This window comes from Pseudomonas sp. R25(2017) (genome assembly GCF_002112565.1).
GTDB lineage: Bacteria > Pseudomonadota > Gammaproteobacteria > Pseudomonadales > Pseudomonadaceae > Aquipseudomonas > Aquipseudomonas ekonensis.
In genome coordinates this window covers 38,232-60,413 of the sequence record NZ_NEHZ01000019.1, presented here as the reverse complement: position 1 = coordinate 60,413, position 22,182 = coordinate 38,232, and the positions used below count along the sequence as shown (strand labels likewise).

13 protein-coding genes and 1 pseudogene are annotated in these 22,182 nt (G+C 65.0%); 8 read left to right on the top strand and 6 right to left on the bottom strand.

Features of this window, described 5'->3' with window-relative positions; all coding sequences use genetic code 11:
- The first annotated feature begins 250 nt into the window (after positions 1–250).
- The 4 genes and pseudogenes from CAG31_RS22545 (at position 251) to CAG31_RS29065 (ending at position 2,814) form a co-directional block, all read left to right on the top strand.
- On the top strand, positions 251–481 hold the full coding sequence (locus CAG31_RS22545; RefSeq protein WP_085585344.1) for a hypothetical protein: 231 nt from the start codon (positions 251–253) through the stop codon (positions 479–481).
- Positions 478–777 carry a cell division protein ZapA gene (locus CAG31_RS22540; RefSeq protein ID WP_085585342.1) on the top strand — a complete coding sequence of 100 codons (300 nt, stop codon included), beginning with the start codon at positions 478–480 and terminating at the stop codon, positions 775–777. The genes CAG31_RS22545 and CAG31_RS22540 overlap by 4 nt, the downstream gene beginning before the upstream one ends.
- Before the next feature lie 99 nt (positions 778–876).
- Positions 877–1,947, top strand: a pseudogene (locus CAG31_RS29070) (cache domain-containing protein); the annotation flags it as partial.
- A 21-nt stretch (positions 1,948–1,968) separates the two neighbouring features.
- Entirely contained in the window at positions 1,969–2,814 is an 846-nt protein-coding gene (locus CAG31_RS29065) for a methyl-accepting chemotaxis protein (protein ID WP_371856122.1), read from the top strand.
- A 106-nt stretch (positions 2,815–2,920) separates the two neighbouring features.
- Here CAG31_RS29065 and CAG31_RS22530 read toward each other — a convergent pair whose 3' ends face one another.
- Together CAG31_RS22530 and putA are read right to left on the bottom strand one after the other, a co-directional pair.
- Positions 2,921–4,723 (bottom strand): acyl-CoA dehydrogenase, encoded by a 1,803-nt coding sequence (locus tag CAG31_RS22530; protein WP_085585338.1) that lies wholly within the window; start codon positions 4,721–4,723, stop codon positions 2,921–2,923.
- Between the two features lie 143 nt (positions 4,724–4,866).
- Positions 4,867–8,820 (bottom strand): trifunctional transcriptional regulator/proline dehydrogenase/L-glutamate gamma-semialdehyde dehydrogenase, encoded by a 3,954-nt coding sequence (gene putA, locus CAG31_RS22525; protein ID WP_085585336.1) that lies wholly within the window; start codon positions 8,818–8,820, stop codon positions 4,867–4,869.
- A gap of 458 nt (positions 8,821–9,278) precedes the next feature.
- Between putA and putP the strand changes: the two genes are divergently transcribed.
- The 4 genes from putP to CAG31_RS22505 all read left to right on the top strand — a co-directional run bounded on the left by putP (position 9,279) and on the right by CAG31_RS22505 (position 14,768).
- Complete coding sequence (gene putP / locus CAG31_RS22520) at positions 9,279–10,763, top strand: sodium/proline symporter PutP (RefSeq protein ID WP_085585334.1); 1,485 nt, start codon at positions 9,279–9,281, stop codon at positions 10,761–10,763.
- 361 nt (positions 10,764–11,124) lie between these two features.
- Positions 11,125–13,140: a type VI secretion system tip protein VgrG gene (locus tag CAG31_RS22515; protein ID WP_085585332.1), complete on the top strand. Its 2,016-nt coding sequence runs from the start codon at positions 11,125–11,127 to the stop codon at positions 13,138–13,140.
- Positions 13,085–13,831, top strand: a complete 747-nt coding sequence (locus tag CAG31_RS22510) for a DUF4123 domain-containing protein (protein WP_085585330.1) — start codon at positions 13,085–13,087, stop codon at positions 13,829–13,831. The genes CAG31_RS22515 and CAG31_RS22510 overlap by 56 nt, the downstream gene beginning before the upstream one ends.
- Positions 13,832–13,928: 97 nt before the next feature.
- On the top strand, positions 13,929–14,768 hold the full coding sequence (locus tag CAG31_RS22505) for a 23S rRNA (adenine(2030)-N(6))-methyltransferase RlmJ (protein ID WP_085585328.1): 840 nt from the start codon (positions 13,929–13,931) through the stop codon (positions 14,766–14,768).
- A 54-nt stretch (positions 14,769–14,822) separates the two neighbouring features.
- On the opposite strand, the gene msrA is transcribed toward CAG31_RS22505, so the two are convergent.
- The 4 genes from msrA to aceF form a co-directional block, all read right to left on the bottom strand.
- On the bottom strand, positions 14,823–15,488 hold the full coding sequence (gene msrA / locus CAG31_RS22500; protein ID WP_085585326.1) for a peptide-methionine (S)-S-oxide reductase MsrA: 666 nt from the start codon (positions 15,486–15,488) through the stop codon (positions 14,823–14,825).
- Positions 15,489–15,607: 119 nt separating this feature from the next.
- Positions 15,608–18,304, bottom strand: a complete 2,697-nt coding sequence (locus CAG31_RS22495) for a GGDEF and EAL domain-containing protein (RefSeq protein ID WP_085585324.1) — start codon at positions 18,302–18,304, stop codon at positions 15,608–15,610.
- A 236-nt stretch (positions 18,305–18,540) separates the two neighbouring features.
- The gene (locus CAG31_RS22490; RefSeq protein ID WP_085585322.1) at positions 18,541–19,938 is read right to left on the bottom strand and encodes an alkaline phosphatase D family protein; all 1,398 of its coding nucleotides are present in this window, start codon (positions 19,936–19,938) and stop codon (positions 18,541–18,543) included.
- Between the two features lie 278 nt (positions 19,939–20,216).
- A complete protein-coding gene (gene aceF / locus CAG31_RS22485) occupies positions 20,217–22,181 on the bottom strand; it encodes a dihydrolipoyllysine-residue acetyltransferase (RefSeq protein WP_085585320.1) in 1,965 nt (654 codons plus the stop codon).
- Between the last annotated feature and the right edge of the window lies 1 nt (position 22,182).

Here is a 22,182-nt window from a genome sequence, read left to right as displayed (position 1 = left end):
CCTTGCGGGCTGAGACTGCTGTTGGCTGACTTATCGGTCATGGGATGGAAGTCTTGAGCCCCTGTGCGCATTTGCCGCATCGGGCCCCAAGCGACGAAGTGCAGGAACCCAATCGGCCGACGGCAGTCTCTAAAGCTCGCGAGAACGGTCGACCGCCAGGAAAATCAAGGCCTTGCGCCGGTTTAACCCTGGCATCCACGGTGACTTTTCTTTATCGTACGCGCCCTTTGAAAAATGCCTGGAAATCAAAATGTTGGAAGCCTCCCTCAGCCAATTGGAACAGCTCGTCAGCGACCTGGTGCAACAGAACCAGACCCTTTCGCACACCAACCAGTCCCTGACCGCGGAACTGGCCCAGGCCAAGGATGAAAACGAAAGCCTGCAACTGAGCCTGATGGAGCAGGAAGAGAAGCACGGCGCCACCGCCGCCCGCATCCAGGCCCTGGTCGACCGGGTCAACGCAGGTCCGGTCAGCGTATGAGCCACGGAGCCGGGGTAAAGGTCATCTCCATTCTCGGGGAAGACTATTCGATCAAGGCACCGGCCGGGGAAGAACAGACCCTGATGGACGCGGCCATGATGCTCAAGGCCGCGCTGGCCGACACCAAGCGCAAGTACCCGACCCTGATCGGCGACCGCCTGCTGGTGCTGGCGGCGATGAACCTGTGCTCGCAGCAGATCGAAATGAAGAAGCAGCACCAGCAGGAACTCGAGCGTTACCAAGAGCAAGTCAGCGCCACGGTCGAGACCATCGCCAAGACCATCCACCAGGGTTGATGGCCTGAGCACAACCTGGGAATAAGATTGTCGATCGAGCTGTATACAATCGGCACGGCTGTTGCAGTGTTTCAGCCTCTTATTCCTCGGGGGTGATCCATGCAGTTCTGGCGGCGCAGTATTCAGTGGCAGTTGATCCTCGGCATGGGCACCGCCCTGCTGGTCAGCATTCTGATCGTGGTCGGCATTTATACCCTGGTGGTCAACCGCCTCGCCCAGAGCTATCTGGTGGAGCAGGCGCTGCCGTCGAGCATCGAGGCGACGCGCAACGACATCGAACGCATCCTCGTCCAGCCGCTGACGGCCGCCAAGGACATCGCCAGCAACCAGATGGTGCGCGACTGGCTCGCCAACGGCGAAGACAGCAGCCAAACGGCAGCCTTCGTGCAGTATCTGGAAGGCATCCGCGCCGAACATAAAGCATTCACGGCGTTGATCGTCGGCACCGCCTCCAACCATTACCTCACCGAAAAAGGCCTGGACCGCACCCTCAGCCGCTCCAACCCGGCCGATGCCTGGTTCTATGCCTTTCTGGACAGCGGCCAGCCGCGTACCCTCAACATCGACAAGGACGGCGCCACCGGCGAGCTGGCGCTGTTCATCGACCTCAAGGTCGAGCAGGCCGGCAAGACGGTGGGCGTGGCGGGGCTCGGGCTGAGCATGAAAGAGCTGTCGCAGCTGATCCACGACTTCAGCTTCGGCGAGCGCGGCAAGGTCTATCTCGTGCGTTCCGACGGTCTGATCCAGGTGCACCCCGAGGCGCAGTTCAGCGGCAAGCGCACGCTGAGCGAGCAGATCGGCGCAGGTGCCGCGCAAGCCGTGCTGGGCCAGAAGACCGCGGTGAGCGCCACCTTCAGGCGCGATGGCGAAGATTTCCTCGCCTTCAGCCTGCCGCTGCGCGATCTGGGCTGGACGCTGGTGGCCGAAGTGCCGCAGTCGCAGATCTACGCCGAGGCCCGCCGTGCGATGTGGATGAGCAGCGGCATCGGCGTCGCGGTGGCGCTGCTGTGCCTGGCGCTGGTGGTGTGGCTGGCCCAGGGATTGGTGCGGCCGATCCGTCAGGTAACAGCGGCATTGGTAGCGATCGGTAGCGGTGGTGGAGATTTGACCCATCGGTTAGATTCCAGCCGGGCCGATGAGCTGGGCGACCTCGCCCGCGGCTTCAACCGTTTCCTGGACAGCCAGCGCGCCATGATCGGCGAAGTGCTGACCACCAGCGAAAGCCTGCGCGTCGCCGTCGGCCAGGTTGCCCGGGTGGTGGACAACACCGCCGAGCGTTCCGGCCGCCAGCAGGAAATGACCGACATGGTCGCCACCGCCGTCCACGAAATGGGCCTCACCGTGCAGGAGATCGCGCAGAACGCCGGCAATGCCGCGCTCGCCTCGCAGACCGCCCGCGACGAGGCTCAGCAGGCGCAGGAAGTGGTCGGCGGCTCAATCCGCCATATCGAAAGCATGTCCGACGAGATCGGTGTCGCGGCCGGCGCGGTCGGCGAGCTGGCCCAGCAGGTGGCGTCCATCGATCAGGTGCTGGCGGTGATCCGCGGCGTGTCCGAACAGACCAACCTGCTGGCGCTCAACGCCGCCATCGAGGCGGCCCGGGCCGGGGACATGGGCCGTGGCTTTGCGGTGGTGGCCGATGAGGTGCGCACGCTGGCGCGGCGCACCCAGGCTTCCACCGACGAGATCCAGCAGATGATCGGCAGCCTCAAGCAAGGCGCGGAAAACGCCGTCTCGTCGATGCGCTCCGGCCAGGCCGCCACCGGCACCGGGGTCGAGTCGAGCCAGCGCACCGGCGCGTCGCTGACCGCTATCACCGGGCAGGTGGAACGCATCAGCGACATGAACCATCAGGTGGCGACGGCGACCGAAGAGCAGTCGGCGGTGACCGAAGAGATCAACCGCAACGTTCAGGGCATTTCCGATCTGGCCCGGGCCACGGCGGGAGAGGTCAGGGCGTGCCGCGAGGACTGTCAGATGCTGCGGCGCCTGGCCGATGACCTGGCGCGGCAGATGGGCGGGTTCAAGCTGAGTTGATGGGGTCGACGCCATCGCCAGCAGGCTGGCTCCCACCTTGGAACGCGTTCTCCTGTGGGAGCCAGCCTGCTGGCGAATGGCGCTCAACCACCACACATGACTTGGATCAGAACCAGGCGTCCTGCATGGCCAGGCAGGTATCGTCCCGAGCCTCCAGCAAGGTCAGCTCATGGTGGCACCCCGGCACTTCCCAGGTCAGGAAGTACCGCGCCGCCTGCAGCTTGCCCTGATAGAAGTCGGCGTCCGCCGCATTGCCCTTGGCCAGGCCTTCCTCGGCGCGGATCGCCTGCTCCAGCCAACGCCAGCCGATCACCGCGTGGCCGAACACTTTCAGGTACAGCGCCGAATTCGCCAGGCTGCCGTTGACCTTGCCCTGGGCCAGGTCGGTCAGCAATCCGAGGGTCACGCCTTGCAGGCGGGCCACCAGTTTCTCCAACGGCTCACGCAGCGGCGTGAGCGCATCGAACGCTTGGGCGCGTTCGGCGGTGTCGGCGATCAGGCGGATCAGTTGCTTGAGCCCCGCGCCGCCGTTCTGCGCCAGTTTGCGCCCGAGCAGGTCGAGGGACTGGATGCCATGGGTGCCTTCGTGGATCGGGTTCAGGCGGTTGTCGCGGTAATACTGCTCCACCGGGTATTCACGGGTGTAGCCGTGGCCGCCGAGGATCTGGATCGCCAGTTCGTTGGCCTTCAGGCAAAACTCCGACGGCCAGGATTTGACGATCGGCGTCAGCAGGTCCAGCAGCTCATGGGCCTGCTTGCGCCCGTCTTCGGTCTCGAGCGTGGTGGTGTCGTCGAACAGTCGGGCGGCGTACAGGCCGAGGTCGAAGGCGCCTTCCACGTAGGCCTTCTGGGTCAGCAGCATGCGCCGCACGTCCGCGTGGCGGATGATCGCCACCGGCGCCGTGGTCGGATCCTTGCTGTCCGGCAGCCGCCCTTGCGGCCGTTCGCGGGCGTATTCCAGCGAATAGAGGTAGCCGGCGTAACCGAGCATCACCGCGCCCATGCCGACGCCGATCCGCGCCTCGTTCATCATCTGGAACATGTAGCTCAGGCCGTGGTGCGGCTTGCCCACCAGATAGCCGACGCACTCGCCGTTGTCGCCGAAGTTCAGCGCCGTGGAGGTGGTGCCGCGCCAGCCCATCTTGTGGAACAGCCCGGCCAGCAGCACGTCGTTGCGGGGGCCGAGGCTGCCGTCGTCGTTGACCAGGAACTTGGGCACGATGAACAGCGAAATGCCTTTCACGCCCGGCGGCGCGTCCGGCAGCTTGGCCAGCACCATGTGCACGATGTTTTCCGACAGCGGATGGTCGCCGCCGGAAATGAAGATCTTGTTGCCCTTCAGGCGGTAGGTGCCGTCGGCCGCCGGTTCGGCGCGGGTGCGGATGTCCGACAGCGACGAGCCGGCGTGGGGCTCGGTCAGGGCCATGGTGCCGAAGAAGCGGCCGTCGATCATCGGCTCCAGGAAGCGCTGCTTCTGCTCCTCGGTGCCGAAGCTCTCGATCAGGTTGGCCGCGCCCATGGTCAGGAACGGGTACGAGGTGGTCGCCGCGTTGGCCGACTGGAAATGCGCGAAGCAGGCCTGGGACAGCAGCGTCGGCAACTGCATGCCGCCGGCCTCGAAACTGCGCGCCGCATTGAGGAAGCCGGCCTCCAGGAACGCGTCCACCGCCGGCTTCACTTCAGGAATCAGGATCGCCTGGCCGTTCTCGTAGCGCGGTTCGTTCTCGTCGCCCTTGCGGTTGTGCGGCGCAAAGCGCTGCTCGGCGATGCTGCGGGCAGTGTCGATGGCGGCGTCGAAGGTTTCGCGGCTGTGTTCGGCAAACCGCTCGCGCCGGGTCAGGCCTTCGGCGTCGAGGACTTCGTACAGCTCGAAAGCCAGATTGCGGGAACTGAGCAGCGTCTCGGACATGGCGGCCTACCTGTATTTGGAATGGATCGAGTCTAGGTGTGCGAATAAAGGCTGAACAGGAAGATTGATAACGGTGATGGAGAGGCAAAAAAAATGGGCGCCGGTGAGGGCGCCCATTTTTATGTGGCTGGCAGAGTCGCTGATTAACCGATAGTCATCAGACTGGCGTTGCCGCCCGCCGCGGCGGTGTTGACGCTCAACGCCCGCTCGATCACCAGACGCTCCAGCGCAATGTTGGTCTCGCCCTGGGACAGGCCCTGGACGCCGACGATCGCGCCGCTGCGCTTGGCCACCTGCTCGCACACCGCGCGCAGCTGGTCGGAATGACCGTGGTGCAGCACGGCGTCGAACACCGTCTCGTCCTTGTTCCAGTCGGCCACGCGCTTGATCCGCGCCTGAATGTCCTTCGGCAGGCGTGCGAACAATGCCTTGCTGGTGTCGGACTCCGGCCAAACCGCCGAGCCGCCCACCGCCAGCACCGCGGCCAGCTGGGTCAGCAGGTCGCCTTCGATGTCCGCCAGGCACAGCACGTGCTCGCGCGGCAGGATCGTGTAGCTGTTGCGCTCGCCGGTCGGGCCGGCCAGCACGCGGGTGATGCCGCTCTGCGATTGGGCGCCGTACTGCACGCACAGGGTGCTGAGGTCAGCGTACTGGTTGCTGTCGGCCCAGGCCTTCAGGGCGGCCAGCGGCTTGGCCATGGCGTCGCGCAGGCGCACGTCCGGCGCGTTGGCCGCGTCGCCGCGGGCGAACGACTGCCCGATGGCGTCGGCCGGGCGGGTGGACAGCAGGCGGTACAGGTACAGCGGGCCGCCGGCTTTCGGGCCGGTGCCCGACAGGCCTTCGCCGCCGAACGGCTGGACGCCGACCACGGCGCCGACGATGTTGCGGTTGACGTAGACGTTACCGGCGTTGACGTTGTCGATCACCTTGGCGATGGTCTCGTCGATGCGGGTGTGCACGCCCAGGGTCAGGCCGTAGCCGGAGGCGTTGATCTGGCCGATCAGCTGGTCGATGTCCTTGCGCTTGTAGCGCACTACGTGCAGCACCGGGCCGAAGATTTCGCGCTGCAGCTCGTCGAAGCTTTCCAGCTCGATCAGGGTCGGCATGACGAAGGTGCCGCGCTTGACTTCCTCGGCGTCGGCGATGGCCACCTGGTACACGCTGCGGCCTTTGTCGCGCATGCCCTGGATGTGCTTCTCGATGCCGGCCTTGGCTTCGGCGTCGATGACAGGGCCGATGTCCACGGCCAGGCGCTCAGGGTTGCCGAGACGGGATTCGGCCATCGCGCCCTTGAGCATTTCGATGACGCGGTCGGCGGAGTCTTCCTGCAGGCACAGCACGCGCAGGGCCGAGCAACGCTGGCCGGCGCTGTCGAACGCCGAGGACACCACGTCGATCACCACCTGTTCGGTCAGCGCCGAAGAGTCGACGATCATCGCGTTCTGGCCGCCGGTCTCGGCGATCAGCGGGATCGGACGGCCCTGGTTGTCCAGGCGGCCGGCGATGTTGCGCTGCAGCAGGCGCGCCACCTCGGTGGAGCCGGTGAACATCACGCCTTTGACGCGCTCGTCGCCCACCAGGCCGGCGCCGACGGTTTCGCCGCGGCCCGGCAGCAGTTGCAGCACGCCTTCCGGAATCCCGGCTTCGAGCAGCAGGCGCACGGCCTGGGCGGCCACCAGCGGGGTCTGTTCGGCCGGCTTGGCCAGCACCGGGTTACCGGCGGCCAGCGCGGCGGCGACCTGGCCGCTGAAGATCGCCAGCGGGAAGTTCCACGGGCTGATGCACACCACAGGGCCCAGCGGACGGTGGGCGTCGTTGCTGAAGTCGTTGCGGGCCTGCACGGCGTAGTAGCGCAGGAAGTCGACGGCTTCGCGGACTTCGGCGATGGCGTTGGCGAAGGTCTTGCCGGCTTCGCGGGCCAGCAGGCCCATCAGCGGCTGGATCTCGGCTTCCATCAGGTCGGCGGCGCGCTCGAGGATCGCGGCGCGTTCGGCCGGCGGGGTGGCCTGCCAGATCGGCGCGGCGCTCAGGGCGCACTGGATCGCATTGTTGACGTCGTCGACGGTGGCTTCCTGCACGTGGCCGACCACGTCGCGGTGGTCCGCCGGGTTCAGCACCGGCGCCGGCGCTTCGTTGCTGGAGGCGCAGCCGAGCATCGGCGCGGCTTTCCAGTTGTTGTGCGCGGTGGCCAGCAGGGCGCAGGACAACGACGCCAGACGGTGTTCGTTGGCCATGTCGATGCCGCTGGAGTTGGCGCGCTCGGAGCCGTACAGGTCACGCGGCAGCGGAATGCGCGGGTGCGGCAGGCCGAAGCCGCCTTCCACGGTGGCCATCTGCTCGATGCTTGCGACCGGATCGGCCACCAGTTCCTGGATCGAGATCGACTGGTCGGCGATGCGGTTGACGAACGAGGTGTTCGCGCCGTTTTCCAGCAGGCGGCGCACCAGGTAGGCGAGCAGGGTCTCGTGGGTGCCGACCGGGGCGTACACGCGGCACGGACGGTTCAGCTTGCCTTCGGCGACCTTGCCCACGACTTGTTCGTACAGCGGTTCGCCCATGCCGTGCAGGCACTGGAACTCGTACTGGCCCGGGTAATAGTTCTGGCCGGCGATGTGGTAGATGGCCGACAGCGTGTGGGCGTTGTGGGTGGCGAACTGCGGGTAGATGACTTCCGGCACCGACAGCAGTTTGCGGGCGCAGGCGATGTAGGAAACGTCGGTGTACACCTTGCGGGTGTAGACCGGGTAGCCTTCCAGGCCTTCGAGCTGGGCGCGCTTGATCTCGCTGTCCCAGTACGCGCCTTTCACCAGGCGGATCATCAGGCGGTGGCGGCTGCGGCGCGCCAGGTCGATGACGTAGTCGATCACGTACGGGCAGCGCTTCTGATAGGCCTGGATCACGAAGCCGATGCCGTTCCAGCCGGTCAGCTGCGGCTCGAAGCACAGGCGTTCCAGCAGGTCCAGCGACAGTTCGAGGCGGTCGGCCTCTTCGGCGTCGATGTTCAGGCCGATGTCGTACTGCTTGGCCAGCAGGGTCAGCGACAGCAGGCGCGGGTACAGCTCGTCCATCACGCGCTCGTACTGGGCACGGCTGTAGCGCGGGTGCAGGGCGGACAGCTTGATCGAGATGCCCGGGCCTTCATAGATCCCACGGCCGTGGGAGGCTTTGCCGATCGAGTGGATGGCTTGTTCGTACGAGGCCAGGTACTTCTGGGCGTCGTGTTCGGTCAGCGCGGCTTCGCCGAGCATGTCGTAGGAGTAGCGGAAGCCCTTGGCTTCGAACTTGCTCGCGTTGGCCAGCGCTTCGGCGATGGTTTCGCCGGTGACGAACTGCTCGCCCATCAGGCGCATGGCCATGTCCACGCCCTTGCGGATCATCGGCTCGCCGCTCTTGCCGATGATGCGGCTCAGGGACGAGGTCAGGCCCGCTTCGTTGTGGGTGGAGACCAGCTTGCCGGTCAGCAGCAGGCCCCAGGTGGCGGCGTTGACGAACAGCGACGGGCTGTTGCCCAGATGCGGCTGCCAGTTGCCGGTGCTGATCTTGTCGCGGATCAGGGCGTCGCGGGTGCCCTTGTCCGGGATGCGCAGCAGCGCTTCGGCCAGGCACATCAGCGCCACGCCTTCCTGGGACGACAGGGAGAATTCCTGCAGCAGGCCCTGGACGATGCCGGCACGGCCGCCGGCGCTCTTCTGGTTGCGCAGTTTTTCCGCGATGGTCGCGGCGAGCTTGTTGGTGGCTTCGGCCATCGGCGCCGGCAGGCGGGCCTGTTCGATCAGCATCGGCACCACTTCCGGCTCGGGGCGGCGGTAGGCGGCGGTGATCGCGGCGCGCAGCACCGATTGCGGCAGGATGCTTTCGGCGAATTCGAGGAAGCATTGGTGGGCATGGTCCACGTGGACTTCGCCCGCGTCATCGGCGTCCTTGACGGCCAGGCCGTTGAGCTCGTTCAGGGTTGCACCACCCTCGAGTTTTTCCAGGTAATTGAAAATCGCCTGTTTGATCAGCCAGTGCGGCGTGCGGTCAATCGAGGTCGCGGCGGCTTTCAGGCGCTCGCGGGTCGGGTCGTCGAGTTTGACCCCAAGGGTGGTGGTAGCCATATTCTTATCCTCATAGGTGCCGCAATTGCGCGGCAACAGCTGGCGGCAAGATTAGCTGCGGCCCGGAAGAGGTGCAACCGGGTGCAACCCATTTTTTGTCGGAATTATCGGCAGCTCGTCAGGAATTATTTTCTGGCTTGAAGTGACCGCTCTAGCGTGCTGCTTTCGCGGGGGCGTCGTGCAGACAATGCGCCAGGCTGGGGGCAAAAACAGTCGTTTCGTCCGAAAAAGCGATGTAGGTGCAACTGATTCCCAAGAAACAGGTTGCACCTGTTCTGTTTTGTTGCATAGGATTCGCGCCCTAGGTGCAACCGGGACAACCCGGTGCATCGGCCGATGGCTTTCCTGGGGAAACATCGGTCATAAATGCGCGGCCGTGCATTTCGTCCTTCAGGCGTCAGTCTGCAGGCGGTGCAACCGCCGCCGCTACATAAAAACAAAGCCAGGGCCGAAACGTAATGAGCGCAAGCAATCCAACACTGATCACGTTCGTGATCTACATCGCAGCAATGGTGCTGATCGGCTTCATGGCCTATCGCTCCACCAACAACCTCTCCGACTACATTCTTGGCGGCCGCAGCCTCGGCAGCGTCGTGACGGCCCTGTCCGCCGGTGCCTCCGACATGAGCGGCTGGCTGCTGATGGGCCTGCCGGGCGCCATCTACATGTCCGGCCTGTCCGAAAGCTGGATCGCCATCGGCCTGATCGTCGGCGCCTACCTGAACTGGCTGTTCGTCGCCGGCCGCCTGCGGGTGCAGACCGAGCACAACGGCGATGCGCTGACCCTGCCGGACTACTTCGCCAGCCGTTTCGAAGACAAGAGCGGCCTGCTGCGGATCATCTCGGCGGTGGTGATCCTGGTGTTCTTCACCATCTATTGCGCGTCCGGCATCGTGGCCGGCGCCCGCCTGTTCGAAAGCACCTTCGGCATGTCCTACGAGACCGCGCTGTGGGCCGGCGCTGCGGCGACCATCGCCTACACCTTCGTCGGCGGCTTCCTGGCGGTGAGCTGGACCGACACCGTCCAGGCCACCCTGATGATCTTCGCCCTGATCCTCACGCCGATCATCGTGCTGCTGGCCACCGGCGGCGTGGACACCACGTTCCTGGCCATCGAGGCCAACGACCCGAGCAACTTCGACATGCTCAAGGGCACCACCTTCATCGGCATCATCTCGCTGATGGGCTGGGGCCTGGGCTACTTCGGCCAGCCGCACATCCTGGCGCGCTTCATGGCCGCCGACTCGGTGAAATCCATCGCCAACGCCCGCCGCATCTCCATGACCTGGATGATCCTGTGCCTGGGCGGCACCGTGGCGGTGGGCTTCTTCGGCATCGCTTACTTCTCGGCCAACCCGGCCGTGGCCACTCCGGTCAGCGAGAACCATGAGCGTGTGTTCATCGAACTGGCCAAGCTGCTGTTCAACCCGTGGATCGCCGGTGTGCTGCTGTCGGCCATCCTGGCGGCGGTGATGAGCACGCTGAGCTGCCAGCTGCTGGTGTGCTCGAGCGCCCTGACCGAAGACTTCTACAAGACCTTCCTGCGCAAGTCCGCTTCGCAGCTGGAACTGGTGTGGGTCGGCCGCGCCATGGTGCTGCTGGTGGCGCTGATCGCCATCGCCATGGCGGCCAACCCGGAAAACCGCGTGCTGGGTCTGGTGTCCTACGCCTGGGCCGGTTTCGGTGCGGCGTTCGGCCCTGTCGTGCTGATTTCGGTGATCTGGAAGGGCATGACCCGCAACGGCGCCCTGGCCGGCATCCTGGTCGGCGCGGTGACCGTGATCGTGTGGAAGCATTTCGAACTGCTGGGCCTGTACGAAATCATCCCGGGCTTCATCTTCGCCAGCCTGGCGATCTACCTGGTCAGCCTGATGGGCCAGCCGAGCGCCGGCATGGTTCAGCGCTTCGAGGCGGCCGAGCAGGATTACCACCTGAACAAGTGAGGGCGGCGGGCTGAGCCTCAGCCCATTGCCTGACCTGAAACGGCCCGTCTCCACCCGGAGGCGGGCCGTTTTTCATGCCTGCAATTTTTCAAGAGTATTGGAGAACCCTGTGGGAGCTGGCTTGCCAGCGATGGCGGCGTGTCGGTCAGCGAACAGTCGAATCTGCCGACCTCATCGCTGGCAAGCCAGCTCCCACAGATTCAGCGATGTATTTGAGGGATGTGTCTGTAGTTGAAAGCGCTGATTTTTGAAGGGGAGATCGAAGTTTCAAGTAGGGCAAATCTGATTTTCCTGTCACTGGCTCTCCAGTCTTGGCCCCTCATGCAGAATCGCCCGCCTTCATTCTGCAGAGACACATCGGATGTTCGCGCCTGCCCATCAACCGCGTTTCACGTTGACCCTCGAAGGCGCCCACTATGACCTCAAAGTGCTTGAGTTCACGGGCAAGGAAGCCATCAGCCAACCTTTTCGCTTCGACCTGGAACTGGTCAGCGAACGACCGGACCTGGATCTCGAAAGCCTGCTGCACCGTCAGGCGTTTCTGAGTTTCGGTGTGCAAGGATCCGGCATCCACGGTCAGATCCATCGCGTCGGCCAAGGGGATTCGGGCAAGCGTCTGACCCGCTATCACGTCAGCCTCGTTCCGCGCCTGGCGTACCTCGGGCACCGGATCAACCAACGGATCTTCCAGCGGCAGAGCGTCCCGCAGATCGTGGCGCAAGTGCTCAAGGATCACGGGATCCTGCGCGATGCCTTCGAATTCCGTCTGGGCAGCGAATACCCGCCCCGGGAATACTGCGTGCAATACGCCGAAAGCGACCTGACGTTCATTCAGCGGCTGTGCGGCGAAGTCGGCATTCACTTCCACTTTCAGCACAGCCCGGAAGGGCATCTGCTGGTGTTCGGCGATGACCAGACCGTGTTTCCCCGCCTGGCCGGGGCGACGCCTTACCTGCCGGGCAGCGGCATGGCCGCCGCGGCGCCGGCGGTCAAGCGCCTGAGTGTCCGGGTCGAGACCCGCACCAGCGTGGTCACCCGCCGTGACTACGATTTCGAAAAGCCGCAGCTGTCCCTGGAGGCCCGGGTCGACAGCGAGCAGCGGCCGGTGCTGGAGGACTATCACTTTCCCGGCCAGTTCACCGAGCGGGAGGCCGGCAAGCGAATGGCCCGGCGAACCCTGGAGCGGCACCTGGCCGACCACTGCCTGGCGGAGGGGCACAGCGACGAATCCGCGTTGCTCAGCGGACATTTCCTGCAACTGATCGAGCATCCACGCCAGGACTGGAACGACCTGTGGCTGTTGACCGCCGTCGAGCACCGGGGGCGCCAGCCACAGGTGCTGGAGGAATCGGTCACCAGCGACGGGGAAGCGTTCCAGGGTTACCGCAACACTTTTCTCGCCACGCCGTGGGACGTCTTCTTCCGCCCGTCGGCGGTTCCGGAAAAACCGCGGATGTCCGGCTACCAGCCGGCGGTCGTCACCGGGCCAAAAGACAGCGAGATCCACTGCGACGAGTACGGGCGGATCAAGGTGCAACTGGCCTGGGACCGGGACGGCGAACTCAATGAGCATTCCAGTTGCTGGCTGCGGGTCGCCACCGGTTGGGCCCACGACCGCTACGGCAGCGTGCTGATCCCGCGGGTCGGCATGGAAGTGCTGGTGGGGTTCGTCGATGCCGACGCGGACAAGCCGCTGGTCATGGGCTGCCTGCCGAACGCCGCCACCCCAGTGCCGCTGGAGCTTCCGGCAGACAAGACCCGCAGTGTGTTCCGCAGCCAGAGCAGCCCCGGCGGCGGGGGCTACAACGAACTGCGCATCGAGGACCGCAAGGGCGCCGAGGAAATCTACCTGCGCGCCCAGCGCAACTGGACGCAGCATGTGCTGCACGACCAACAGGTGCGGGTGGACAACCAGCGCAGCGTCGTCGTCACCGGTCTGGCGAAGCACGAACTGAAGGCCGACGAACAGCGCATCACCCACGGCCGGCGCCAGGCCGAGGTGAAGCAGGACGACCACCTCACGGTGACCGGCGACCGGCATGTCCGCGTGAGCAGTCAGGCGTTCAGCGCCAGTGTGCAGTTCCACGTCAGCGCCGGCCAGCAGGTGGTGATCGACGGCGGCGCCAGCGCGACGATCCAGGCGGGCGGACAGTGGATCAATATCGGCCCCGGCGGGATCTTCAGCAGCGTGCCGATCCAGGTGGGCGGCGCGCCGATGGCGCCGATGGCGGCGGCCCCGGCGGTGGCGGGGCAGGCGGCGGGGTTGGCGGCAGCGCCGGCGGCGATCCTGACCGCCGCGCAAATCATGAGCCTGAAAAGTGATGCGCCGTTCTGCGAAGAGTGCGAGCGGTGCAAGGAGGGAATCTGTGCGACCTGATCAATGGCTGGCGGCTGAGCCGCTGAAGCCTTCGGAACAGTTGTTTGCGGTGTTGAGCGGTGCCAGCGCGGGAGAGCCGCTCAAGGCTTGGCCCTCGCAGGCGCCGACACCGGTCTGGGCGGAAACGGCATTTTCCGAGTGGGAAGCGGTGATGCCTTACGTGGGAGTCGTTGCCGCCGACAGTGAGTTTCTGGAATGGGCGGCGAGCACCGAGTCTGAGGATTGGGGGTGGCTGGGGGTGTCCTCGGCAAGCCTTGAAGAAGTGGCCGCGCATCTTTGCAGCCTGACGCAAGTGCTTCTGTCGGATGGGCGCCCGGCGTTCTTCCGGTTCTGGGACGGGCGCTTCCTGTTGCCGATCCTGGCGTCGCCTGAGGTCGATGCGGAGACGCTGCTGGCGGTCTTCGGGCGTGCCCTGGTCAATGGCCGGGCGGTGACGGTCGGTGGCCGGGGGCAAGCCTCGGGGTGTGCCTTTCCTTGGTGGCGGGTGCCGCAAGGGCTGCTGGCGTCGTTCGGCGGCGATGTCCGGATGCGCAACGCTTTGCAGTGGCTGAACGAGGCGCATCCGGCGCTGGCCCAGGCATTTCCAGCCGATGTGCTGCGCCACAAGGTCGCAAGGTTTTATCGGGTTTCGGTGTCGCAAGAGGCGTCGGAAACGGCGCTGCTGGATTACCTGTTGGAGGAAACGCAGTGAGGTTGGCGGGCGAGGGGCCTTAGCGGCCCGTTCGGCTGCGGCCCCCTGACTTGCCGCCCGGTAAAAGGTAAACTTTGCGGCCCTCGCAGGAGCCACCATGAATTATCGTCACGCCTTCCATGCCGGCAACCACGCCGATGTGTTCAAACACCTGACCTTGACCCGCCTCATCGCCCTGATGTCGCGCAAGGAGCAGCCGTTTGCCTATCTCGACAGCCACGCCGGCATCGGCCTGTATGACCTGCAGGGCGATCAGGCCAACCGCACCGGCGAATACCTGGAAGGCATCGCACGGTTGTGGAACCAGCCTGACCTGCCGGCGCTGACCGCCGACTACATGCAGGTGCTGCACGAGATGAACCCGGACGGCCAGCTGCGCTACTACCCCGGCTCGCCGGAACTGGCGCGGCGCCTGACCCGGCCGCAGGATCGGGTGTTGCTCAACGAGAAGCACCCGCAGGACGGCGTGCTGCTCAAGGACAACATGAAGGGCGACCGTCGGGTGGCGGTGCACCTGGGCGAAGGCTGGCACGTGGCGCGGGCGCTGCTGCCGGTGGCCGAAAAACGTGCGGTGATGCTGATCGATCCGCCGTTCGAGAAGCTCGACGAGATGCAGCGCTGCGCCGCTTCCCTGAAAGAGGCGATCTCGCGGATGCGTCAGACCGTGGCGGCGATCTGGTACCCGGTGAAGGACCAGCGCGCCCTGCGCCGTTTCTACCAGGATCTGGCCGGCACCGGCGCACCGAAACTGCTGCGGGTCGAACTGCTGGTGCATCCCCTGGACACGCCCAACAGCCTGAACGGCTCGGGACTGGCGATCGCCAATCCGCCGTGGGGGCTGGAAGAGGAGTTGCGCGAGCTGCTGCCGTGGCTGTCCAAGAAGCTTGGGCAGACCCAGGGCGGCTGGCAGATGGATTGGTTGATCGCCGAGAGCTGATCAACATTTAACCAGTTGTGGCGAGGGAGCAACGCCCTCGCCACGGTTTCAAGCTTAGTTGCCCGCCAGGCTCGGCGGCATGCACACGCCGGTGCCGCCGATTCCGCAGTAGCCTTCCGGGTTCTTCGCCAGGTACTGCTGGTGATAGGCCTCGGCGAAGTACACGGTCGGGGCCTGCTCGATCTCGGTGCTGATCTCGCCCAGGCCGGCCTTGTTCAGCTCGGCCTGGTACACGGCCTTGCTCTTGTTCGCCGCATCCAGCTGCTCCGGGGTGGTGGCGTAGATCACCGAACGGTACTGGGTGCCGATGTCGTTGCCCTGGCGCATGCCCTGGGTCGGGTTGTGCAGTTCCCAGAACATGTTCAGCAGGTCCTGGTAGCTGACTTTCGCCTTGTCGAACACCACCAGCACCACTTCGGCGTGAGCGGTCAGGCCCGAGCAGACTTCTTCGTAGGTCGGGTTCGGCGTGTAGCCGCCGGCGTAGCCGACCACGGTGCTGACCACGCCCTCGCGCTGCCAGAAGCGGCGCTCGGCGCCCCAGAAGCAACCCAGGCCGAAAATGGCGAACTCGACATCGTCGAAGAACGGGCCGAGCAGCGGGGTGTCTTTGAAGACGAAATGGTTTTCGGGCAGGGCCATCGGGGTTTCGCGGCCGGGCAGGGCTTGATCTTGAGTCGGTAGCACGTTTTTGTTCACCAGAATTTCCGAGCGCAGAACCATGATCGTTCCTCTCAGTCAGGATGGGATGTTCAATCAGCAGACCGCCAGTGTGCCCAATGATGCCGAGTTAATCACTAGCCAAACGATGTGGGATTGGCCCATCCGGGCCGGGGCAGGGCTTACAGGGACAGCGGGCCGCGCGGGTAGCGCTTGAGCGTGCCGATCAGTTCGGCGCCGGGGATCGGCCGGTCGAACAGGTAGCCCTGGCCGACGTCGCAGCGGTGGCGGCGCAGGAACGCCAGCTGCTCGGCGGTCTCGATGCCTTCGGCCACCACCTTCAGCTTCAGGTTGTGGGCCATGGCGATCACGGCGGAAGTGATTTCCATGTCGTCCTGGTTGTCCGGGATCTCATGGATGAAGCTGCGGTCGATCTTGATGATGTCGATCGGGAATTTCTTCAGGTAGCTGAGCGACGAGTAGCCGGTGCCGAAGTCGTCCATGGCCAGGGTCAGGCCCAGGCGCTTGAGCTGGTCGAGCTGCAGGTGGGTGTCTTCGGTGGCCTCCAGCAGCAGGCCTTCGGTCAGTTCCAGTTCCAGCAGGTTGGCCGGCAGCGCTTCTTCCTTGAGGATGTTGGCGATGGACGCCACCAGGTCCGGGTCGGAGAACTGCTTGGGCGACAGGTTGATCGCCACCTGCAGGTTGCCCAGGCCGGCGGCGGTCAGGGCCTTGCTCATGCGGCAGGCCTGGCGGGCGATCCATTTGCCGATCGGGATGATCAGCCCGGTTTCTTCGGCGACGCTGATGAACTGATCCGGGCGGATCATGCCGCGCTCCGGGTGGTTCCAGCGCAGCAGCGCTTCCATGCCCAGCAGCCGGCCGCTGCGCAGGCACAGCTTGGGCTGGTAGAACACGTCCAGTTCGTTCTGGGTCAGGGCCCGGCGCAGGTTGTTCTCGACGAACAGCTTGTAGCTGGCCTCGGCGTTCAAGGCTTCGGTGAACACCTGCACCTGATGCTTGCCGTTGGCCTTGGCCTTGTGCAGCGCCAGGCCCGCGTTGCGCATCAGGGTCTGCGGATCGCGGCCGTGCAGCGGCGCGCTGGCCAGGCCCACGGAACCGGTGACGCTGATCAGCTGGTTGTCGACGAACATCGGTTTGTCGAGGGTCATCAGCAGCTGGCTGGCGATCTGTTGGCCGGCCTCAAGGTCGGTGTTGTCCAGCAGCACCGCGAATTCGTTGCTGGCGAACCGCGCCAGGCTGCCGCTCGGGCTCAGGCTGTTGCGCAGGCGCCGGGCCAGGCTGATCAGCAGCTTGTCGCCGGTCTGGTGGCCGAGGCTGTCGTTGATCCGCTTGAAGTTGTCGATGTCCACCAGCAGCAGGCTGATCGGGGTATCGCTGTCTCGGGCGAAGCGCTCGTCCAGGTTGCGGATGAACGCGGGGCGGTTGCCCAGGTTGGTCAGGTTGTCGGTGTAGGCCAGGCGTTCGATGCGCTGCTGCGCCAGCTTGCTCTGGGTGATGTCTTCGTAGATGCCGATGTAATGGGTCAACTCGCGGTTGTCGCCGTAGACCTTGGAGATCGACAGTTGCCCCCAGTACGGTTCGAGGTTCTTGCGCCGGCTCTTGAATTCGCCCTGCCAACTGTTGCTCTTGGCCAGCGCCGACGGCGCGTCGAACAGCAGCTCGCTGAGGTTCTCCAGGGCCGGCAGCTCAGACAGGCGCTGGCCGTGGACTTCCTCGGTGGTGTACTGGGTGATGGCGGTGAAGCTGGGGTTGACGTACTCGACCACGCCTTCGCAGTTGACCAGCAGAAAGGCGTTGGCGCTCTGCTCGACCGCTCGCTGGAACAGGTGCAGGGCGCTGGTGGCGGTGCGTCGGTTGTGGTTGTTGATGACTTGGGCGAACTGGTCGGCCAGTTCGCCGGCAAAGGCGATCTCGTCGGATTGCCAGGCGCGGGTCACGCCGGTCTGCTCCAGGCAGAGCACGCCGACCACCTGGCCGTCGACCCGGATGCTGGCGTCGAGCATCGCATTGACGTCGCGCGGGCGCAGGGCTTCGGCCATGTCGCGGGTGCGCGGGTCGTGCATCGCATTGTGGGCGTCGATGGCGCGGCTGCTGTGCAGCGCCTCCATGTAGTCGGGGAAACCGCTGACGTCGATCACGTCCGGCAGCAGGTATTCCTGGCTGGCGCGGTGGTAGGCCGAGATCGGCACCAACTGTTGGCCTTCGAGGTTCCACAGGCTGGCGCAGTCGATCTCATAGATGTCGCAGGCGCAGCGGGTGATCAGTTCGGCCGCTTCCTGCAGTGAGTTGTGGCTGCTGTAGCGCTGGCGGGCCAGCAGCAGGATCAGGTCCTGCTGGGCGCGCACCCGCTCCAGGTGCTGCAGTTGTTCCTGCTGGGCGCGCTGGTTGAGCTCCAGGGCGATCTGCAGGCGCGAGTTCTGGGTTTCCAGGTCGACGGAGGGCAGCGCCGGCACGTCGTCGAACACATCGTCGACCACCAGCAGGTAACCGCGCAGCAGATGGCGGTTGTGCTGTTTGTAGGCCTCGCCCAGTTCCAGCACGCTCAGCACGCCGGCGGCGGTGTGCAGGGTGTAGCGCACCAGGTAATGGGGGCTCGCGCTCAGTTGCTGCTGGATCGTGTCGTGCAGCTGATAGCGCGCCTCCGGCTCCATCAGGCTGGCGTAGGGCGAGCCGACCAGGGCGCAGAGCTCGACGGCCGGCTGGCCGAATTGGCGTTCGCAGTTGGGGTCGAGGAACAGCATCGCCCAGCTCGCTTCATTCAGGCGCTCGAAACGCAGCATGCCGAGCCGCGAGGGCACAGGCAACTGCGTCACTACCTCGGCCACCATACGGCTGGCGGCATCGGGTTGGCTCTTCATGAAGGGAACTCGCTTGGAAATATGCTGAACGCGCCGGGCTCTCGCCCTCTTTACTGTTGCCTGCGGCAAGGTTGCATCATTGCGGCACCGACTGACAAGAGAGATGAAGGCCAAGTGCTATAAGAATGTGTCGGCTGACCGGCGCATTTCTCCAGCGGGCCGCGAAAAACAATCCGGGGGTGGCGCAAGAGTGCCGTCCCAGAGCCTTTTGCTCACGGAACGGCAGTGCTGGCGGATCAGCGCAGCGGGATGCTGACCGACTGCAGACGCTTGCCGTCGCGGTCGTGATAGTGAACCTGCAGACGGTCGGCCTCCACCACCAGGTGGGCGAAATTGTCCTGGCTGATCACCTGACCGGTCAGTTCATGTCGGTAATCGCCGGTCGCGGTGCAGGCCAGCGGCTTGTCGAGGATGAAGGTGGACGCCTTGGCGTAGGGCAACAGCATGCTGTTGTGCAGCGGCGAGGACACGACGGTGTACACCTCGAAGTCCGGATCTTCGCTGTGGCTCAGGCGGGCGGTCAGCGAGCCGTGCACGTCGCCGCTGACGAACACGACATTCTCGATCCTGTGCCGGCGGATGGTCTCCAACAGGCGCAGGCGCTGCTCGGGGAAACCCATCCAGGCATCGTCGCCGTTGAGCTTGCGGTCCGGGTAGAACATCACGCTGGTGACCACGAACTTCACCCGCGCCGGGCTGTGGATCAGCCACTTGAGCAGGGCCTGCTCCTGTTCCTCGTCGAGGATGCGCCGGTCGCCGGCTGCCAGGTTGCGCCGGGTGCGGCTGTCGGTCACGAACCATTCGATGTCACCGTCGGCGAACCGATACCAATAGCGTTCGGGTTTCGCGCGATTGATTTGCGACTGTTCATCCAGCTCATGTGCCGGGCTATGGCTGACTTGGTAACTTTCGTAGGCGGCCATGGCATTGCGAAACAACGCGTGATCGTTCTTTGTGGCATTGGCCGGCCAGTTGTCTTCGATCTCGTGGTCATCGAGGATCATGTAAGTGGAAGTGCCGGACATTAGTTGCCGAATGTTCGGTTGAGAGAACGCAGTTCGATACTTTTTATGAATGTCCTCGTGTTCCCGATCCGGCGCGATCCGGTTCAGGTCATCGACATAGACTTGATCCCCGGTCATCAGCATGGCGCTCACCGGCGGTTGCGCATCATGGGCCAGCCGATGGATCGACGCGAAGATCCGGTCACCCAGAGCGGGCAGCGTGGCGATGCCGGCGGTCATCCGCAAGTAGCGGCACGAGCCCACGACATAGGCCCGGGGCTGCGACCGCTTGCCCGAGCGCGTACGCAGGCGATAGGTCGCCCTGGGCCATTGCAGCGGCAACTCCGCGACGCTCTCCACGGTGTGCGCCGGACTCATCGGGCTGAACCAGCCCGCCTGGTATTCGTGTTCGGTGTCTTCGCTCAAGTTGTTGAGCGCCACGACGCCTGACATGTCACTGCATGCATCGAGTTTGACGAAAGTTGCGTTTGACCAACGCGCTTCGCCGATCTTTCGATAGCGGACACCGGCAAATACCGGTGTGTTTCCATTGTGCTCGCCGCGAATGAATATCCGGGCGTGATGAGTTGTTACGTGGCCGAGAATCGGCCCAACGGTCGGTTTGAACATGTTCGAATCCATTCGAATGTAGGTGGAACAAAAAGAAACAGGCAATGAAGTTTCTGGGTGAACTTTTGCGCGCCAAGGTTAGTTGCGGGGCTTAAAAAAATATCGACGGGAAGTCGACCCGGGCTGTGGCCGAAGTCAGCGTGGCTTGTGGGAATAAGCGCTGCGAAGGCGGGTATTCAGGGCAAAAAAAGCCCCGCCAAAGGCGGGGTTGAGGTACGGGCGTGTGGCGCCCGAAATCGTGCGGCGTTCGGCCCTCCGTGGCGGGAGGGCCGAGCGTTTTACAGCAGGATGGTGCGGATGTCCGCCAGCAGGCTGCCCAGGCGCTGGGTGAAGCGTGCGGCGGCGGCGCCGTTGATCACACGGTGATCGTAGGACAGCGACAGCGGCAGCATCAGCTTCGGCTGGAAGGCCTTGCCGTCCCAGACCGGCTGGATGGTTGCCTTGGAGACACCGAGGATCGCCACTTCCGGCGCGTTGACGATCGGCGTGAAGCCGGTGCCGCCAATGTGGCCGAGGCTGGAGATGGTGAAGCAGGCGCCCTGCATCTCGTCCGACGACAGCTTCTTGGTCCGGGCTTTCTCAGCCAGGGAAGCGGCTTCGGCAGCCAGTTGCAGCAGGCTCTTCTGGTCGACGTTCTTGATGACCGGCACCAGCAGGCCATCCGGGGTGTCGACGGCGAAGCCGATGTTCACGTACTTCTTGCGGATGATCGCCTTGCCGCTCGGGGCCAGCGAACTATTGAAGTCCGGCAGTTCCTTGAGCAGGTGCGCGCAGGTCTTGAGCAGCAGCGGCAGGATGGTCAGCTTGACGCCGGCCTTCTCCGCAACGGCTTTCTGGGCGACGCGGAAGGCTTCCAGCTCGGTGATGTCCGCCGAGTCGAATTGCGTCACGTGCGGCACGTTCAGCCAGCTGCGGTGCAGGTTGGCGGCGCCGACCTGCATCAGGCGGGTCATCGGCACTTCTTCGATCTCGCCGAAGCGGCTGAAGTCCACGGCCGGGATCGGCGGGATGCCCGCGCCGCCGGTCGCGCCGGCAGCGGCGGCCGGGGCTTCCTTGGCCTTCTGCATCATGGCCTTGACGTAGACCTGCACGTCTTCCTTCAGGATGCGACCGTGCGGACCGCTCGGGCTCACGGCGCTCAGCTCGACGCCGAACTCGCGGGCCAGCTGACGCACGGCAGGACCTGCGTGAACCTTGGCGCCCGGTTTGGCTGGGGCGGCGACCGGAGCGGCAGCGGCAGGTGCAGCGGCAGCCGGAGCAGCAGCGGCTGGTGCCGGAGCGCTTGGGGCAGCAGCAGCGGCAGCTGGAGCCGGGGCAGCAGCCGGAGCGGCGCCCTTGACCTTCAGCTTCAGGATCAGGTCGCCGGTGCCGACTTCGTCATCCAGCTTGATGGAGACGCTTTCCACCACGCCGGCGGCAGGCGATGGAATCTCCATGCTCGCCTTGTCGGATTCCAGGGTGATCAGCGACTGGTCGGCTTCGACGCTGTCGCCGGCCTTGACCAGCACTTCGATGATCTTGGCCTTGCCGGCCGAGCCGATGTCCGGAACGTGGATGTCCTGGACGCTGTCGGCCACCGGCGCCGCAGGGGCGGCAGCCGGGGCAGGCGCGGCAGCGGCGGGCGCCGGGGCAGCCGCCTGGGCTGGAGCGGCGGCAGGGGCCGCAGCGCCCGCCACTTCCAGGTCCAGGATCAGGTCGCCGGTGCCGACTTCGTCGTTGAGCTTGACGCTGATGGCCTTGACCACGCCAGCGGCGGGCGACGGGATCTCCATGCTCGCCTTGTCGGATTCCAGGGTGATCAGCGACTGGTCAGCCTCGACCTTGTCGCCGACCTTGACCTGGATCTCGATGATCTGGGCCTTGCCCGACGAACCGATGTCCGGCACGTGCACTTGCTGCACCGAAGCGGCAGCAGGGGCTGCAGCTGCCGCAGGGGTGGCAGCCGGTGCAGCGGCAGGCGCGGCGGCCGGAGCAGCAGGGGCGGCAGGCGCAGGGGCCGCAGCGGCGGCGCCCTCGACTTCCAGCTCCAGCAGCTCGTCGCCTTCCTTCAGGCGGTCGCCCAGCTTCACTTTCAGGCTTTTGATGACGCCGGCCTTCGGGGCCGGCACTTCCATGCTGGCCTTGTCCGATTCCAGGGTCAGGATGCTCTGGTCGGCTTCGATGCGGTCGCCGACCTTCACAAACAGTTCGATTACTTCACCTTCACCGCTGCCGATGTCAGGTACGCGAATGAGTTCGCTCACA

Bases quoted from the DNA above. Each gene is read 5' to 3' on its own strand.
- CAG31_RS22545 (WP_085585344.1), top strand. From the start codon at position 251: ATGTTGGAAGCCTCCCTCAGCCAATTGGAACAGCTCGTCAGCGACCTG.
- CAG31_RS22540 (WP_085585342.1), top strand. From the start codon at position 478: ATGAGCCACGGAGCCGGGGTAAAGGTCATCTCCATTCTCGGGGAAGAC.
- CAG31_RS29065 (WP_371856122.1), top strand. From the start codon at position 1,969: ATGATCGGCGAAGTGCTGACCACCAGCGAAAGCCTGCGCGTCGCCGTC.
- CAG31_RS22530 (WP_085585338.1), bottom strand. From the start codon at position 4,723: ATGTCCGAGACGCTGCTCAGTTCCCGCAATCTGGCTTTCGAGCTGTAC.
- putA (WP_085585336.1), bottom strand. From the start codon at position 8,820: ATGGCTACCACCACCCTTGGGGTCAAACTCGACGACCCGACCCGCGAG.
- putP (WP_085585334.1), top strand. From the start codon at position 9,279: ATGAGCGCAAGCAATCCAACACTGATCACGTTCGTGATCTACATCGCA.
- CAG31_RS22515 (WP_085585332.1), top strand. From the start codon at position 11,125: ATGTTCGCGCCTGCCCATCAACCGCGTTTCACGTTGACCCTCGAAGGC.
- CAG31_RS22510 (WP_085585330.1), top strand. From the start codon at position 13,085: ATGCGCCGTTCTGCGAAGAGTGCGAGCGGTGCAAGGAGGGAATCTGTG.
- CAG31_RS22505 (WP_085585328.1), top strand. From the start codon at position 13,929: ATGAATTATCGTCACGCCTTCCATGCCGGCAACCACGCCGATGTGTTC.
- msrA (WP_085585326.1), bottom strand. From the start codon at position 15,488: ATGGTTCTGCGCTCGGAAATTCTGGTGAACAAAAACGTGCTACCGACT.
- CAG31_RS22495 (WP_085585324.1), bottom strand. From the start codon at position 18,304: ATGAAGAGCCAACCCGATGCCGCCAGCCGTATGGTGGCCGAGGTAGTG.
- CAG31_RS22490 (WP_085585322.1), bottom strand. From the start codon at position 19,938: ATGTTCAAACCGACCGTTGGGCCGATTCTCGGCCACGTAACAACTCAT.